Below are 16,218 nucleotides of genomic sequence, written 5' to 3'. Positions count from 1 at the left end.
AGTAAAACAACAAAAGCATAACTTATTCCTTTTAATTTTCAATGTGTTAATTATTGGAATGGTATTTGTAATTAAGAATATATCTTTAATTAAGCAAGCTTGAGGGAAATCATGAACCGCTTCAAATTAACCGTATCACTTATATCGCTTAGTTGTGTTTTTTTACTTGCCTGTGCAACGCAAGTGAGTGCAGCGCCAAGCAGTATTATGGTCAGTAGCGCTTCAACTCAACCCACTTTACAACAGCTTACAGTTAACAAGTTACTTAACAACCCAAACTTAAACCTCTCACAGCTAAACTTAACCGTGATAGGTAACAAAATTGAATTAAATGGCATCGCGAGCAACGGTTTTGAACGTGCCCTTGCGCAAAAATTTATCGAGAACACTCAAGGTATAGAGATCATAGAAAATAAAATGCTCGTTGAGCTAGAAGAATAAATACCGATTTTAAAGAATTACACTCCCCTTGTTGAGCGCCATTGGCGCTCTTTTTTTTATACACGCCGCTGCTTTTATTTACCAATCGCTTGTTTGGCAAAAAGATGTTTTATCGGCCCTAGGTTATCAACCATGCTCAAACCAACACCGCGTATCAACTTTTTAACTGGGTGAGTACCTGCAAATAACTCTTTTAAACCTTGCATCATAGCAATATGCTTTTGCGCATCGAGCTTGCGGGTGCGTTCGTAATCACGCAAGGTGCGATCACTGGCAAACTCTGTATTTTGCTCACTGAGTAATTCAATCAAATAACTGGCATCTTTCAGGCCTAAATTCATCCCAAGCCCTGCGAGGGGGTGAATTGTATGTGCAGCATCGCCGATGAGCACCACTTTACCTGCAACCCATTGCTGGGCGTAACGCATTTTAAGTGGAAATGCAGCACGCTGACTTTGTATCTCGCATAAACCACATTGACCATCCAGTGCAGCCATAACCGCTTTATTAAAATCAGCATCATCCATCGCTAATAGGGACTGACAATGCTCAGGGCTCGTTGACCAAACAATTGAATGCGTGTGTTTATCTGTCAGAGGTAAAAATGCTAATGGCCCAGTAGGTAAGAATACCTGGCGTGCAGTATTATTATGTGGCTCGGCGGTTTTTACCGTCGCAACAATCGCATTATGATCATAATCTTTAAACGTGATAGGTAAGTTAAACTGTTTTCGAATTGAAGAGTTAGCACCGTCCGCTGCCACCAAAAGCTTAGCAATAATTGGTTCACCTGATTCAAGAGTAACAAATACATCATTTTCACTTTGGTGAATTTGTTGATACCGCGTTTCAAACATCAGGGTCGCTTGACTGTGCTTTTCAAGCTCATTTATCAATGCATAGCGAATAATGTCATTTTCTACAATGTGACCTAACTGAGGTAAATCAAGCTCATCGCTATTAAATGCTATTTTACCAAAGCTATCTTGATCTCGAACATCCATATGGGTGTATGCGCGAGCGCGCTGAGCAACAATTTGTGGCCACACACCAATTGATTCAAATAACGCTTGGCTAGCAAGGCTTAATGCACTGACACGCAAACCATAATCATCACCTGGTAATTGCTGTTTAGCAGCGGCATCAATGACAATGACACTAACGTTAGCTTTTGCTAAACCCAGTGCAAGTGTGAGCCCCACACACCCGCCACCAACTACACATACTTGTGCTTGTTTCATAGTCGTTTACCTTGCTTTACTTGCCCCATCAATTGTTTTGCTAACGGAGCTTTAAATGAAGAACATAAATCCATTGTGAATAAACCGCAGCTGCGGCCGAATGCTAAAACACGAGAGGTGTTTGAAAATAATCGAACCAAGCCATCGGTTAGCGTCATAACAGTATTTATATCTTGGCTTCGCAGCTGAGCGTAATGACGCAAAAATGCATAACTCCCAATCTCATGCTCCCCTTTTGTTAAGTCACATAGTACTTGTATATCACGCAAACCTAAATTAAAACCCTGCCCTGCGATAGGGTGAATAGCATGCCCTGAGTTGCCTATTAATAAGGTGCGATGGCTATAGAGTGAGTCCGCACGGCCATAAACGAGTGGATAGCTGGTGCGTACACCTGCTTTAACAAATTGTCCGGCGCGATAACCAAATGCATTTTGTAGTGCCATAATGAATGCCATATCATCAAGCGCCATATGCTGCTTGATTTGCTCAGGCTCCATACACCATACTAATGAGTAACGGTTCTTGCTCATAGGTAGTAGTGCTATAGGCCCGTGCTCTGTGAAACGTTCAAATGCATGGTCATGATGACCACCCGCCACTTCAATGTTCGCAATAATCGCGCCTTGTGAATAAGGCTCGGTTGTAAAGTTAATATTGACTAATTGTCGCGTTGGGGACTGTGCGCCATCAGCAATGATCACAAGTTTTGCGTTTAACTCAGCCCCCGACTCAAGTGTTAGCTGTGCTGAATCTACTTGGTAATTCAAACTTGCAATGGTGTCAGGACAAAATACTTTAACCGCGGTATTCATTAATTGATTATGTAAAGACCGGCCAAATGGATTAACCTCAACTACATAACCCAAAGCGCTTTGCGCAAATTCATTGCAATCAATATGTGTTTTACCAAAATGACCGCGATCTGACACGCTAACTTGTTTAATAACAGCTGCAAACGAAGCTTGTGGGTCAAATATATTGGCAGTTTGTAAAAATTGCACCGACTGTTGGGCTAGTGCAATACTGCGATCATCAAAACTCGGGTGATAATCATCACTGGGTTGATTCGCTTCAACAACCGCGATAGATAAATCAGATGCGCCACTGGCAAGGCTTAACGCACAACTTGCCCCCGCTAAGCCGCCACCGATTATTACAACATCAAACTGTTCTGCCACGCTTTACTCCTAGGGTTTAGTTAGCCTTTAGGCTCATAAGCGCTTCAATTTCACTGATACTTTTAGGCACACTTTGAGTCAAGTTTTCATAACCTTGCTCTGTAACTAGTAGGTTATCTTCAATACGAATGCCAATACCTTTAAATTGCTCTGGTGCTTTAGCATCAAGACTAATATAAAGCCCAGGCTCAATGGTAAGCACCATGCCAGCTTCAAATGAGCGTTCTTTTTCATCTTGCTTGTAGTCACCAACATCGTGCACATCTAAACCAAGCCAATGACCAAGGCCGTGCATATAAAACGCCTTACACGCTTGGCTAGCCAAAAGCTCGTGTAATTCACCTTGCAGAATACCTAAATCAATTAAGCCTTGAGTAAGTACGATCATTGCGCGTTTATTTGCTTTTGAAAGGCAACCACCAGGTTTAACTTCAATGAATGCAGCTTCTTGAGCAGCTAATACGATATTATAGAGCTGAGCCTGAGGCTCACTGAATTGACCATTTACAGGAAAGGTACGCGTTATATCCGCAGCATAACCTTGTAGCTCACAACCCGAATCAATAAGCACTAAATCACCATCGTTTAACACATCACAATTATCGGTATAGTGTAAAATATTAGCATTATCGCCTCCACCAACAATGGTGCCATAAGCAGGATAACGCGCACCGTTCATCGCATAGTGATGATGTAGCTCAGCCTCTAATTGATACTCAGTCGCGCCCGGTTTAGCAAATTGCATCGCTCGAATATGCCCTTGGGCACTAATTTCACATGCACTGCGCATAATATTCACCTCTGCAGGTGATTTAAATAAACGCATTTCATGGATCAAAGCGCTAATATCTTTAATCGTTGTAGGTGCTTTTAATGTACGGTTACTTCGCAGTGTGCCTAATAATGACCACACTTTGTCATCAAACTTTGGATAACTACCTTGTGCATAAAATAATATCTGCTGGCCGTTCACCAAATTCAATAATTGTTCAGTTAGTTCACTGAGTGCACATGTTTGGTCGAATAAGTAATCTTTTTTCGCTTTTTCAAAACCAATTCGGCGACCATGCCATATCTCCGCAAGTTTATCCTTGTTTAAACAAAACAGTGTGCTTTGCTTATCACTAAGGGTAGATAACACTAATACCGCGTCTGGTTCATTGAACCCTGTTAAGTAATAAAAGTCGCTATCTTGGCGAAAGGCATAGTCAGTATCTCGACTGCGAGTAACTTCGCTAGCAGCAGGGATAATTGCAACACTATTTGGCCCCATAAGCGAAAGCAAGTGTTCTCGACGCGCTTTAAATTCGGCTTTATCAATACACACTGTTGGCATGTTCAACTCTATCTTTGTTGTTTAATGAAGTGTTTTTTTCGTGTCAGTGGTTTGCTCTTTGCCAAGCTCTGCAAAACATAACAATGCTGAAACTCGTACGTACTCAACCACTTCATGAAACGCTTGAGCGTCCTCTTCGGTTTCATCAAACATGGTGTCTAGACGTGTGATTTCACTAAAGTCACTGATCACTTCTTTCACGTCTGCTGACAATTTACCGTAATCTTTTTGTTTTAAGCCAAAACCAAGCATAAAGCCGGCTACCCAAGACACTAAACCATTCGCTTGATCTATTAAGGTTTCATCATCGCTTGGTAAAAATAAGTCAAACTGAAACTCTTCACCACTAAAGCTTTCAACAACCTGCTTATAAATAGTGGCAAAAAAGGTTTTTAGATCATTGCTGAATGCTTGGCCATCATTAAATACATCGCTTAATAACGCTAAGTAATCTTTGGCTTCAATGTTCAAACCACACGCAAGTAAACCGCTGATCACGCCGTGGGCTTCTGCTGGGGAAACAAAAATTTGGTTTTTTTCCAATAGGAGTTGGGCTTGTTGGTAATCTGGTAATTCGCTCATGATTTTTTCTTCACAGTGGTATTTAACTCAATGCTACCACTCGATAAATAGCAACTCCAATTAATTGTATGATTGAGGTCAAAAAGCAAGCCAAAAAGTAAATAGCCAGTTACCAGCGTCGAAAAACCAAGCAAGTGATAGAAGTTTTTTCATTTTGGGGTGTAAGGTTTGGTTTATGTCTTATATACTGGACGTGTTCCCTAGGTTGTTGGAGCTTGGTTAAGTCCCTGAGCCGATAAATTTTATGTTAGGGTTTCTGTTCGTCTACTATTGTGCAAGCTCGGCATGTACCGAGAAGCCTACGGTAAACCGCAGATCCCCGCCCTGAGACCTTATGGTTTCAGGACTAATACCGAGTACCGCATACTTGGGGAACACTTTCTTTACTCTAGCTAGTTATAATCACATTCGGGATTTTTAACGCTTTTTATTTAATTATAAAATCATTACATTAATTTATAATTTTTCCGTATACACCTGCATCACAAAATGTACCTTGTTTATAAATAGCTTTTTTAAGCAGACCTTCATGCTCAAAGCCTGATTTTTCAAGTACCTTGATTGATTGCGTATTCCCAGCAAACACAACAGCATGTAATCTAACTATATCAGTATTTAGCTGCACCTCATTAAACAGTGCGCTTAGTGCCTTAACGGCTATCCCTTTCCCCCAAAATTCTTTTGCTAGCCAATAACCAATCTCTGCTGATTTAGCGTATTCAAACTGTCCAGGTAGAGCGCCAATAGAGCCAGCTAATTGGCCATCCACCTCAATAGCACGGGTTATACCTACTTTACTACCCTCTTCAACCCACCAGCGGGCATCATCAATAGTGTAAGGGGATGGTATTTTAGGGGATAAAAACCGTTTTACATCCGGGTTATTTAAGTAGTTGACGAGTAAAGTTTGATCGTCTGATTTGAACTCTCTTAAACGTAGCATGGTATTCTTTTTTTAGGTGAAAGCTTAAAGTTGGGTTTTATTGAAGTAAGTCGCTTTTTCAAAGTCATTTATATTCATAGCTATATTTTTAATATCAGGAAACATTTCATTTAATTTAGTGACGACCGCTTTAGATAGTACCGCTTTTTGTTCTGTAGTTCGCCCTTGCATTATGTGTGTAAATACATGAATAAATGGCTCTTGCTTATTTCCGACTAAGTAGCTATCAAAGGAGTTAACTCTTACTTTTATATCACTTTCAACAAATAAGTCGGTGCTATGAGCAACCTTGTGTATCGCTTCGTTTAGAGTTGCTTCATCGCATAGCTCTAGAATTGAACTGGCACAATCAATAACAAAGTGCGGCATTAAAAACTCCTTTTGGTTATTTAAAATAAAGCTACTGGTGGTACTTACGTATCATCACTATTTTTCCGTCTTCTACTTCAATAACATCCATAATAGTCTGGCTATATTCTATAGGTTGCTGGTTTTGTGGATGAATACCTTTAGCATGATGACTATATCGGACTGCAAAACCTGAGTTATTAAAAATAAATGTGTCGAGTAATTTGGCTTCATACTCGGTGTGAGCAGCTAAATAAAATGTCATGCCTTTACGCATGTTTTCTTTACCGTCAGGTTCGCGGGTATCATCAGGTTGGAATGGAATATGTTGATTACCTACATCATCACTTAACAACGCCAAAAACGCTTCTAACTCTTTATGCGTCGCGCTCGGCGATTGCGTAGCGACCATCGTTGAGAAGTATTGTTGTGCGAGCGTTTCGAGCTCTTTATTTGCAGCCGTAACACTGACTGATATGCACATTAAAACCACTGAAAATATAGCCGTTATTTTTTTCATCAGGTATTCCATTGTTTAAATTACCTACACCATATAAACAACAAACAAATGAAATGTATAGCTTTATTTTTTAGTATGCAGTTTAAAAAAGCAGATCAGTAAGGTAAAAACTACCGCTAATATAAAGAAAATTAATGAAGGCTCTAACAGACATTGGAAAGTGCGAAAACGATAACTTTAGTTTGATACTTAATACCACGCACACACCCATCAAACTAAACCAAGGGGTGAAAAAGCACAGTAATTTCCACTTTATTAGCATTACGGCTAAGTCATGTAACGCACCACTGATTGCAAACGTGCTGATCACGGCACACCAATGAGGCAAAAATGATGATGTAGGCTTCATCACATAGCGTGACAAATAGTAGCTCCAGATTGGGTTCCAATAGCGCCAAAATAAATAAAAGGATGGCGCACCAAAAGAGCGTTTAAGCATGTTATTCATTGAGCCTTTAGCACCTAAAGACACGCCAGTACGTTTTTTTACATATTGAGCAAGTGTTATATGATTAGCCATATTGACTCTCTGGTTGATGAGGTCTCAGGTTGGCTATTGAATAAAGTAGCCAATCACTAACCATTGCTGGTCCGACTTTTTCAAAGTAACTGTTTCAGTCGACTCAGGTCTATTAGCAAAATCAGTATTAAATTGCAGTAACACATACTCACCTTTTGGTAACTGAGGCAACGAGTCAAACGTTTTACGGTTTACTTGCTCACGGGATTTTACATCACCTAGCGGGGTACGAACTTCACCTAGTTTTGATACCCATAGGTCTTGGCTAACATTTTCTTTAAAGAACGCATCACTTTGCTGCCAACTCAATGCGTAATCACCACTATCGACAACAGCTAACCACTGTTTAGCAACAGGTTGCTCTTCGTTGGCATTCAGGTTAAACGTTGCAACAACCATAAGAAAAAACATAATACAGTGCTTTCTCATCATAACTCCTTGTTAAAAATTAGCAGCTCCAGCCTACTAAAGAGCAGTTAATTATAAAAGCATAATTTATGAACTTTACCCTCGCTAGCTTTACTCACATCCTACTTTTTACTTTATTCGTTGCAACGCTATTAGCGGGATCATCAGGCCAGAAGTGCTTTGGGTATCTACCTTTCATCTCTTTTTGCACTTCGCGGTAACTGGTTGCCCAAAAGTGAGCTAAATCTTGGGTCAACTGCAACGAGCGTTTACCCGGCGATAATAATTCCATCAGTAACGGGAGCTTACCTTGAGCAAGTACTGGAGAGCTTGTCATGCCGTATACTTCTTGCATACGCACGCTGAGTTTTGCAGGGCCATCGAGTTGATATTCAATACGAATATTTGAACCGCTTGGTACGGTTAATCTAAGTGGTAATAGTGACTTCAAAGCCGTTTGTTGTTGCCAATCAAAGCAATTTTGTAACGCCTCAAAGTAGTTAAACTTTTTAAGCTGCTCAAGCGTTTTAATATCTTGAAGGTATACGCCAAGCCAAGTATCGGCTTGGTCAATAAGTGACTGCTCTGTTATAAGTGGGAATTGCTCAGGTAACAGTCTATAAACCAAACTCATGCGAATAAGTAACTGCTGGGCATCGGGTTGCTCATTAAACAATGCAAAACCTTGCTTTTTAAATAAGCTTAGCCATGCTTTGGCACGCTCATTTTTATCAAGCTTTTGCTTACTTGGTTGACAGCTAAGGGTTATAGCACCGAGCTTAACTTCATCTTGATGAATAAAACGTGCTGCTTTTTCGTCAAACTCACAGCGAGTTAGCTCAGTAAATAAATGCGGTAAATATTCCTCAAGCGCAAATGGGCTCAACGCTGTTGCTGCAAATATCCGCCCACCTTTATGGCCGCCCATCGTTGCTATTGCTAGATATTCATCGTTGTGCCAATAATCGCTATTTAGTTCAGCGCCAGCGCCATTAGCGAGTAAGTAACCATTTCCTCTTTTTTTTGCAATGCGATCAGGATAAGCCAGCGCCACCAGCACGCTGAGGTACTCGGTATTTAACTCACTTTTATCATCGCTCACCTTTAAACGGTTTTGCCAATATTTAAGCTGCTGTTTAAATACGGGATGGGGTCGTTGCTGCATACTGTGCAAAGCAACATTAAGCTCAGCAGCGCAATTAACGCGGCTTTCTAATAAGGCGACCAAATAAATGGCTAAACGATAAATCCCCGCATTTTGTGTTTCAAGCTGCTGCGCTTTTAATAACATGTGTGCCAAGCGAATATCAGCACCAAACGTCAGCATTTTACTGCCTAAAACACTCAGCTTTCCCTTATCATCAACCGCTTCTAACATTTGCAGTAAACTTAGCGCTTGGCTGCATTGCTGCTCAGTTGGTTTATCAAGCAAGGTTAACTCGCTGATATCAGCGCCCCAGAGCTTTGCCTCGAGTATGAGCTGACTTATATCTGAGGTGAGAATTTCAGGGTTATCGTGGCTATTACGCCGCTCAAAGGTTTGCTTGGAGCCCAACCTGTAAACCACGCCGGGCTCAATACGCCCTGCACGTCCTGCCCGTTGTACTGCTGATGAGCGAGAGATACTTTGTGTGGTGAGCTCTGTTACCCCAGTTTTTAAATTAAAGCTGGCAGCACGGCGTTTACCACTATCCACAACAATGCGAATGCCTTCAATGGTCAAGCTGGTTTCAGCAACATTAGTGGTTAGCACGACTTTACGCTTCCCTTTATCTGCAGGAGCTATGGCTGCTTGTTGCTGATTTTTATCTTGCTCACCAAACAGGGTAAACACCTCACAATCTGCCGGTAAATCATTAAGCGCTTGTTGCACACGCACTATTTCACGTTGCCCTGGTAAAAACACCAGTGCGCTGCCGGTTTGCTCATTGAGTGCTTGTTTAATTATGCTGGGTATTTCTTCAAGCCAGCGGCTTTCATCTTTTATTGGAGTGTACACTTCGTCAATTGGGTAACTGCGGCCAAGTGATTCTATTATCGGGCAAGCAAAAAAATCGGAATAACGCTCGGTATCAAGTGTTGCCGACATAAGTAAAATAGTTAAGTCTTCGCGCAGTGCAGCTTGTGTTTCAAGTGCAAACGCCAAGGATGTATCTGCAGCAATTGAGCGCTCATGAAATTCATCAAATATCAGTAAATCAACATCACTTAGTTCTGGGTCATTTTGCAGCATCCGCGTGAGCATGCCCTCAGTGACAATCTCAAGCCGAGTATTTGCACTTACTTTACTTTCGCCTCGCACCCGAAGCCCTACACTCTGCCCAACAGGTTCATCTTGGCAACGAGCTAAATAACTTGCAATATTACGCGCAGCTAAACGTCGTGGTTCAAGCATTACAATACGTTTATAGTGCCCATCACGCATTAAGTTTAGTGGCAACCAAGTTGACTTACCCGCACCAGGTGGAGCTTGCAGCAAAGTAATAGGATTAGCTTTTAATATTGCAGTGAGTTGTTGATATATATCTTGAACCGGCAGCACGACAATTTTCTCTCAATGACTTTGCGCCATTGTAGCAAAAACTACAGCAAACGGTTTCTACTGTGAATTACAAGTCAGAAAAAATTACAAAAATGAGGTATATTTTTTAAAGTCTTTATAACTCCCAAACCTACTCAGCCGTAACAAGAATTCATAATCAACTGATAATTCGTGATTAAATATTTTTATTTAGGATTGGTATAAGCCTTGCTCCTTTAGAAGTGAAAGTAAATTCATTAACCACTATAAGGAGCTAATTATGAACAGTGATCGTATCGAAGGTAATTGGAAAGAACTTAAAGGTAAAGCGCAACAAAAATGGGGCGACTTAACTAATGACGACTTAGACAAAATCGAAGGTAGCCGTACTGAACTGGTTGGTAAAATCCAGCAGAAATATGGTAGATCTAAAGAAGAAGCCGAGCGCGAAGTTAACGACTTTGAAAAAAGTCACTAATATATAACCGCTTAGCAAAAAACCGCCGTTTGGCGGTTTTTTATTTTTACATATAACTTTTATTTATTGCTCACCACGTTTTCAAATAATAACTGCTTATCGTCTTTATATACTTCAAGCCAACCTGAAGGTGAGGTATCACAGCCAATTACTGTTACTTGCAGTACATAGCTGTATCGGCCATTTTTAAACGTATAGTTATGGTTATCACCACAGCTCTGAAAACTCACATCAAATTTGAACGAAAAACCACCCTATAGGATTAAATAATTACAATATCGAAATATTAGTTTTAATATTTGTTTTTACTATCAAATGTCCCCTTTGTATATACTCTCGATAGTTATTAATTGCGTCTTTGTCCCAAGTTAAAACGTTTTCATTTGCCGATAATCCAACCCAAGCGTTGCGTTGGTTTTCTTTAGCTAAATACAACCCACCATCCGCTAGTTCAACAACTTGCTCCCAAGAAAAGTCTTGCGGTGAATCTTTTACAAACGGATAGTTTGCAAACCCTATCGAGCAAGTTATGGTAAGTTTCTCTCCGGATAATGAAACAAATGGATGTGCAGACACTTCCTGTCTAATTTGTTCAAACATTTTCGCCGAATCATGGTATTTATTTGAGCTAATAAATAAAAACTCTTCACCACCCCAACGTATTAACAAGTCTTCGCTAGTACGGTACTTTTTTAAGATCGACGAAAACTGTTCTAATACCTGATCACCCACATTATGCCCATAGGTATCATTAATTTTTTTAAAGTGATCGATATCAATAAGAGCAAAAACTAGATTGGATTGCTTTTCTAGTACGCTATTTATAGCATTGTATAGGTAATGCCTGTTATTTAATCCGGTAAGGCTATCTGTGAAACTGAATGCTTTTAAACGTTCATTACTTTTAGCAAGTTCAGCCGTTCGCTCATCAACTCGTTTCTGTAATTTCACCAAGTATCGTTGATTCTGCCAACGCCAATAGATAAAGCCCATTGCCCCAAAAAATAAAACAACAGCTAAAATCCACTTTTGTTGCTCTAGTTTATGATTCTCAAACAACTGCTCTTGCTGTAACAAACGTTGCTCTTTTAACGCATTATCTTTACTCAACACTTGTAATTTTTGGCTTTGAATATCAAAATTATAATGGGCTTCAAGTTGTAGTAACTTATTATTGCGGCGCTGAAGGTTAAATGTTTTTTTGCTGAATGTATGAAGAGCTAGATATTCATACGCAAGTTTATACTGTTTGAGTTGCCTATACGCCATTGCAACCAAGTACTGTAGTTGTGCTCGCTCTTCTAGAAAACGGGTATTAGGGTTTTGATTTAATTGTTTTACTGCTATTTTGGTAGCCTGCAAAAAATTACCTTTTTGCAGATTTAAATTTGCGAGCGCTAGGTAATATTGAAGTTTCATCTGCCCTGGTGCGCTATCAATAAAAGACGAATCTACGTTTTTCAATGCTGTATCTGCTGCAACGTCTTTTCCTAACTTTAATAAAATAGTTGCATGATTAACTGAAACATCAAAGTGTATTTTGGCATTACTGTTAACTAGGTTTAATGCTTTCTTACTCGACTCTAATGCTTGATAATAACTCCCCATAGCTAAATATATTTTACTTTGCCAAAGATACATAAGCGCAGTGTAGTCACTTTGTTCTTTCTCATAGAAATCGATAGCGTTTTGAAGATATTCTAAAGCTGAACTAAATTTATCTAACTCTAGCTGTAAATTCGCCAAATGGAGATATGCCCAAGCTATATAAATTTCATTATTATATGATTTCGCTAAAGATAAAGCTTGGTAGTTTAACTTAAGACCTTGTTCGTAAGATCCATAGCGACGTTTTATTTTGGCTTCTAATAAGTAAGTTTCAATTTCTATATCATTGGATTTTTGTGATACAGCTAAAGTTCTTAACTGCGGTAAATATTGCATGATAGAGAAGTTATCATCAGCAGCAATATCCTTTTTGAGTTTCTTATAATAAAACTCCAGCTTTTCTTGTGAGCCATACCCTAACTCTTGCTCAGTTTGTGAATAAACAGAGCCACTAAAGAAAGACATTGCGATGATGAGAAATAAATAAACTTTAATCATTAATTTTAGGAGCTATCATTTGCTGGTTAATTATTTGCCAACCACTTGTCGCTTCATTAATAAAACCTGATTGCTTCAAAGCTTTAGTAATTACTCCTCGGTGTCTTAATATTTTCAATCCTTTCTCCAATGCAGCAATTACTTTTTTACCTTCTGGGTGAGTTTTACTGACAATAAAATGGCGTGTATCTGGCAGGACAACTTTAACATTTTTAATAGGAGTAAAATGTTTACCTTCATAATTCAATTCAAGCTCTTCACCCACGCTAAAATTAATCATCATTGCGTCTACTATATGCGCATCAACCATAGCAAGCATATCTTCCCACTTACCAATATGGCTTATCATTGTGATCGGTGAATTACTTAATGCTAACCAGTCCACTCGCCACCGCGGATTCACAACAACCGTTAAGTCACTCAATTTTAAATTATCAGTTTCTTTTTTATTATTAACTGAAACAAATAAACCCGCTTGATATTCTCCAAGATTGATTATTGGTTCGCTAATATAAAGTGAGCCTTTAAAATCAAGTAATTCATCATGCCAAACAGTTCTCGCTAACATTAAACTTTTACCATCAATTATTGCATCAAACTCAGACGCACTCGCTTGGGGCTTAGAACGAAATGTTACAGGTCGAGTTTCTCCCCCTAAGTAGAGTGCTTGTTGTAATAATATTCTTTCAATAATTTCTAGGTGAGTTCCGTTAGTTGTAGGATAAAAGCTATCAACTTCCATTACCTCACGCCCATTTAAAAAAGAGAGATAACGCTTATCAAAATTTTCACTATGTACAACATCAATCGCGAATGCTGATTCAGCTTTTACCCCATTAAAACACAAGAGTAACAAACATAGAAAACACCTCATAAACGATACCTTAAAAACAAAAAAGCCACCAAAACGAATCGTACTAGTAGCTTTTATTATAGATTAAAAACTGTTAAATAGCTCTATTGTGGCTCATACCCCAAGTTGGGCGATAACCATCTTTCAGCTTCTGCTAGCGTCATGTTGGTTCGCTTGGCGTAATCTTCCACCTGATCTCTTTGTACTGCGGCTACGGCGTAGTATTTAGCCTCTGGGTGAGAGAAATACCAACCTGATACTGCGGCGCCTGGCCACATGGCGTATGAGCTGGTGAGTTGCATGCCAATGCGCTTTTCGGTATCAAGTAGCTCCCAGATTTTCTTTTTCTCAGTATGCTCAGGGCACGCAGGGTAGCCAGGGGCTGGGCGAATACCTTGGTAGTTTTCACGGATAAGCTCATCGTTCGATAAGTTTTCATCCGGTGCAAAACCCCAATACTCTTTACGTACTTTCTCGTGTAAGTACTCGGCAAATGCTTCAGCGAGCCGGTCGGCAACCGCTTTGACCATAATTTTATTATAGTCATCTTGCTTGGCGTCAAAGGCATCGGCTAAGTCATCTTCTTCAAGCCCGCCAGTTACCGCAAACGCACCAAAGTAATCAGGTGTGCCTTTGGGCGCGATGTAATCCGCTAAACAATAATTCGCAAAGTCCGTTTTTTCAGTTTGCTGACGTAAATGGCACGATGTAGTTAGTAACTCAGTTCGGCTTTCGTCGGTGTAGATTTCAATGTCATCGCCTACGCGGTTAGCTGGGAATAAACCAATGACTCCAAGCGGCTGTAAGCCACCTGATTGTTCAAGCTCGTCGAGCATCTCATTGGCGTCTTTAAATAAACTTTGTGCTTGCTCGCCGACAACTTCATCAGTCATTATACGTGGGTATTTACCCGCGATTGACCAGGTCATAAAATATGGCGTCCAGTCTATGTACTTACGAAGTGTCGCAATTGATACATCTTTAAACTCTGTCACACCAAGTTTTTTCGGCACTGGTGGTGTGTAGTTATCCCAATCAAGTTGGGCTGCGTTATCACGAGCACGTTGAATTGTCACCGGTTTTGAACGTGGTTTTTTACGTGCTTGCTGCTCACGTACTTTTACATATTCAGCTTGTGTTTTCGCTAAAAAGGCAGGTTTTAGTTCTTTTGATAATAAGTTTGAAACCACCCCCACAGCCCGGCTGGCGTTATTTACATATACCACGCCTTTATCATATTGCGGCTCTATTTTTACTGCTGTATGAGCCTTTGATGTGGTCGCGCCACCAATTAATAACGGTAGTTCAAAACCGCGACGCTTCATTTCTTTGGCAACGTGTACCATTTCATCAAGCGATGGGGTAATAAGGCCTGATAGACCAATAATATCGGCTTTTTCATCTATCGCTGTTTGCAGTATTTTTTCTGCCGGTACCATTACACCTAAATCAATTACTTCGTAGTTATTACATTGCAGAACAACGCCCACGATGTTTTTACCTATGTCGTGCACGTCACCTTTAACGGTAGCCATTACAACTTTACCGTTAGTGGCGCCTTCTTCTTTTTCAGCTTCAATGAATGGGTCAAGGTATGCCACAGCACGCTTCATTACCCGGGCTGATTTTACCACTTGAGGTAGAAACATTTTACCCGCGCCAAATAAATCACCTACCACGTTCATGCCATCCATTAATGGCCCTTCGATAACGTGTATGGGTTTATCGGCACCCGCGCGGCATTCTTCGGTGTCTTCGTCTATGTATTCGGTAATACCTTTTACAAGCGCATGTTCAAGACGTTTTTCAACAGGCCACGTACGCCATTCTAAATCTTCAACACGCTCAGTTTGTGCCATACCTGAGAACTTAGGCGCAAGCTCTACTAAACGCTCACCGGCACCTGAGTCGGTATTTAAAATAACGTCTTCAACGGCTTTACGTAGCTCATCTGGTATATCATCATAAACGGCAAGTTGCCCTGCGTTGACTATGCCCATATCCATGCCTGCTTTTATGGCATGGTATAAAAATACCGAGTGAATCGCTTCACGTACAGGGTTGTTACCACGGAACGAGAACGATACGTTTGATACCCCACCCGACACTTTACAATGGGGTAAGTTTTGCTTGATGCGACGCGTGCCTTCAATAAACTCGACCGCGTAGTTATCATGCTCTTCAATACCTGTGGCAACCGCAAAGATATTTGGGTCGAAAATAATATCTTCCGGTGGGAAGCCTATTTCATCAACTAAAATACGGTAACTGCGCTCACATATTTCAAACTTACGATCTGCGGTGTCTGCTTGGCCATCGATATCAAACGCCATAACAACGGCAGCAGCGCCAAAGCGTTTAATAATTTTGGCTTGGCGTTTAAATGGCTCTTCACCTTCCTTTAGTGAGATTGAGTTAACAATCGCCTTGCCTTGAATACACTTTAAGCCCGCTTCAATCACTTCCCATTTAGAGGAATCAACCATGATGGGTACTTTAGAAATATCAGGCTCTGAGGCAATTAAGTTTAAAAACTTCACCATCGCGGCTTTTGAGTCCAGCATGGCTTCGTCCATGTTGATATCAATTACCTGTGCGCCATTTTCAACTTGTTCGCGGGCAACATTAAGGGCGGTTTCATAGTCTTCTTCCATGATCAATCGCTTGAACATGGCTGAGCCGGTTACATTGGTACGCTCACCGACGTTAGTAAATACTGCAATTTGTTGTGTCATGTCGG

Annotated in this window: 16 protein-coding genes and 1 other RNA gene; 3 read left to right on the top strand and 14 right to left on the bottom strand. The window is 40.4% G+C overall.

What is annotated here, in order from left to right; all coding sequences use genetic code 11:
• Positions 1 to 111: 111 nt before the first annotated feature.
• Complete coding sequence (locus tag QMA12_RS12600) at positions 112 to 441, top strand: BON domain-containing protein (RefSeq protein WP_290209300.1); 330 nt, start codon at positions 112 to 114, stop codon at positions 439 to 441.
• A gap of 74 nt (positions 442 to 515) precedes the next feature.
• Here the strand turns inward: QMA12_RS12600 and QMA12_RS12595 are convergent, their stop codons facing one another.
• Genes QMA12_RS12595 through QMA12_RS12580 form a run of 4 tightly spaced genes read right to left on the bottom strand, consistent with a single transcriptional unit; the run spans position 516 to position 4,781 of the window.
• The gene (locus tag QMA12_RS12595; protein WP_087532911.1) at positions 516 to 1,682 is read right to left on the bottom strand and encodes an FAD-dependent monooxygenase; all 1,167 of its coding nucleotides are present in this window, start codon (positions 1,680 to 1,682) and stop codon (positions 516 to 518) included.
• Positions 1,679 to 2,863 (bottom strand): 2-octaprenyl-6-methoxyphenyl hydroxylase, encoded by a 1,185-nt coding sequence (gene ubiH, locus QMA12_RS12590; protein ID WP_087532910.1) that lies wholly within the window; start codon positions 2,861 to 2,863, stop codon positions 1,679 to 1,681. The genes QMA12_RS12595 and ubiH overlap by 4 nt, the downstream gene beginning before the upstream one ends.
• A gap of 16 nt (positions 2,864 to 2,879) precedes the next feature.
• Positions 2,880 to 4,199, bottom strand: a complete 1,320-nt coding sequence (pepP, locus tag QMA12_RS12585; protein WP_290209299.1) for a Xaa-Pro aminopeptidase — start codon at positions 4,197 to 4,199, stop codon at positions 2,880 to 2,882.
• A 21-nt stretch (positions 4,200 to 4,220) separates the two neighbouring features.
• A complete protein-coding gene (locus QMA12_RS12580) occupies positions 4,221 to 4,781 on the bottom strand; it encodes a UPF0149 family protein (protein WP_290209298.1) in 561 nt (186 codons plus the stop codon).
• A 194-nt stretch (positions 4,782 to 4,975) separates the two neighbouring features.
• Between QMA12_RS12580 and ssrS the strand changes: the two genes are divergently transcribed.
• Positions 4,976 to 5,159: non-coding RNA, 6S RNA (gene ssrS, locus QMA12_RS12575), on the top strand.
• A gap of 73 nt (positions 5,160 to 5,232) precedes the next feature.
• On the opposite strand, the gene QMA12_RS12570 is transcribed toward ssrS, so the two are convergent.
• The 6 genes from QMA12_RS12570 to hrpB form a co-directional block, all read right to left on the bottom strand.
• On the bottom strand, positions 5,233 to 5,724 hold the full coding sequence (locus tag QMA12_RS12570; protein ID WP_290209297.1) for a GNAT family protein: 492 nt from the start codon (positions 5,722 to 5,724) through the stop codon (positions 5,233 to 5,235).
• Between the two features lie 24 nt (positions 5,725 to 5,748).
• The gene (locus tag QMA12_RS12565) at positions 5,749 to 6,093 is read right to left on the bottom strand and encodes a 5-carboxymethyl-2-hydroxymuconate Delta-isomerase (RefSeq protein WP_290209296.1); all 345 of its coding nucleotides are present in this window, start codon (positions 6,091 to 6,093) and stop codon (positions 5,749 to 5,751) included.
• A 31-nt stretch (positions 6,094 to 6,124) separates the two neighbouring features.
• Complete coding sequence (locus tag QMA12_RS12560) at positions 6,125 to 6,556, bottom strand: nuclear transport factor 2 family protein (protein WP_290209369.1); 432 nt, start codon at positions 6,554 to 6,556, stop codon at positions 6,125 to 6,127.
• Positions 6,557 to 6,674: 118 nt separating this feature from the next.
• A complete protein-coding gene (locus QMA12_RS12555) occupies positions 6,675 to 7,112 on the bottom strand; it encodes an MBOAT family O-acyltransferase (RefSeq protein WP_290209295.1) in 438 nt (145 codons plus the stop codon).
• A 33-nt stretch (positions 7,113 to 7,145) separates the two neighbouring features.
• Positions 7,146 to 7,544, bottom strand: coding sequence for a DUF4019 domain-containing protein (locus QMA12_RS12550; RefSeq protein ID WP_290295277.1), 399 nt, complete (start codon positions 7,542 to 7,544; stop codon positions 7,146 to 7,148).
• Between the two features lie 91 nt (positions 7,545 to 7,635).
• Positions 7,636 to 10,062, bottom strand: a complete 2,427-nt coding sequence (hrpB, locus tag QMA12_RS12545) for an ATP-dependent helicase HrpB (RefSeq protein WP_290209293.1) — start codon at positions 10,060 to 10,062, stop codon at positions 7,636 to 7,638.
• Between the two features lie 259 nt (positions 10,063 to 10,321).
• On the opposite strand from hrpB, the gene QMA12_RS12540 reads away from it, so the two are divergent.
• Positions 10,322 to 10,519: a CsbD family protein gene (locus QMA12_RS12540; protein ID WP_087532900.1), complete on the top strand. Its 198-nt coding sequence runs from the start codon at positions 10,322 to 10,324 to the stop codon at positions 10,517 to 10,519.
• Between the two features lie 59 nt (positions 10,520 to 10,578).
• Here QMA12_RS12540 and QMA12_RS12535 read toward each other — a convergent pair whose 3' ends face one another.
• From QMA12_RS12535 to metH, 4 genes are all read right to left on the bottom strand, one after another.
• Complete coding sequence (locus QMA12_RS12535; RefSeq protein ID WP_176372542.1) at positions 10,579 to 10,749, bottom strand: hypothetical protein; 171 nt, start codon at positions 10,747 to 10,749, stop codon at positions 10,579 to 10,581.
• Positions 10,750 to 10,789: 40 nt separating this feature from the next.
• Positions 10,790 to 12,625, bottom strand: coding sequence for a GGDEF domain-containing protein (locus tag QMA12_RS12530; protein ID WP_290209292.1), 1,836 nt, complete (start codon positions 12,623 to 12,625; stop codon positions 10,790 to 10,792).
• The gene (locus QMA12_RS12525) at positions 12,618 to 13,499 is read right to left on the bottom strand and encodes a hypothetical protein (protein WP_087532898.1); all 882 of its coding nucleotides are present in this window, start codon (positions 13,497 to 13,499) and stop codon (positions 12,618 to 12,620) included. The genes QMA12_RS12530 and QMA12_RS12525 overlap by 8 nt, the downstream gene beginning before the upstream one ends.
• A gap of 83 nt (positions 13,500 to 13,582) precedes the next feature.
• A complete protein-coding gene (gene metH / locus QMA12_RS12520) occupies positions 13,583 to 16,213 on the bottom strand; it encodes a methionine synthase (protein ID WP_290209290.1) in 2,631 nt (876 codons plus the stop codon).
• Positions 16,214 to 16,218 lie beyond the last annotated feature (5 nt).

Origin of the sequence: Pseudoalteromonas sp. APC 3893, assembly GCF_030408095.1 — a bacterium.
Taxonomy (GTDB): domain Bacteria; phylum Pseudomonadota; class Gammaproteobacteria; order Enterobacterales; family Alteromonadaceae; genus Pseudoalteromonas.
The sequence above is the reverse complement of the archived record's forward strand: the minus strand, read 5'-3'. Positions and strand labels throughout refer to the sequence as shown.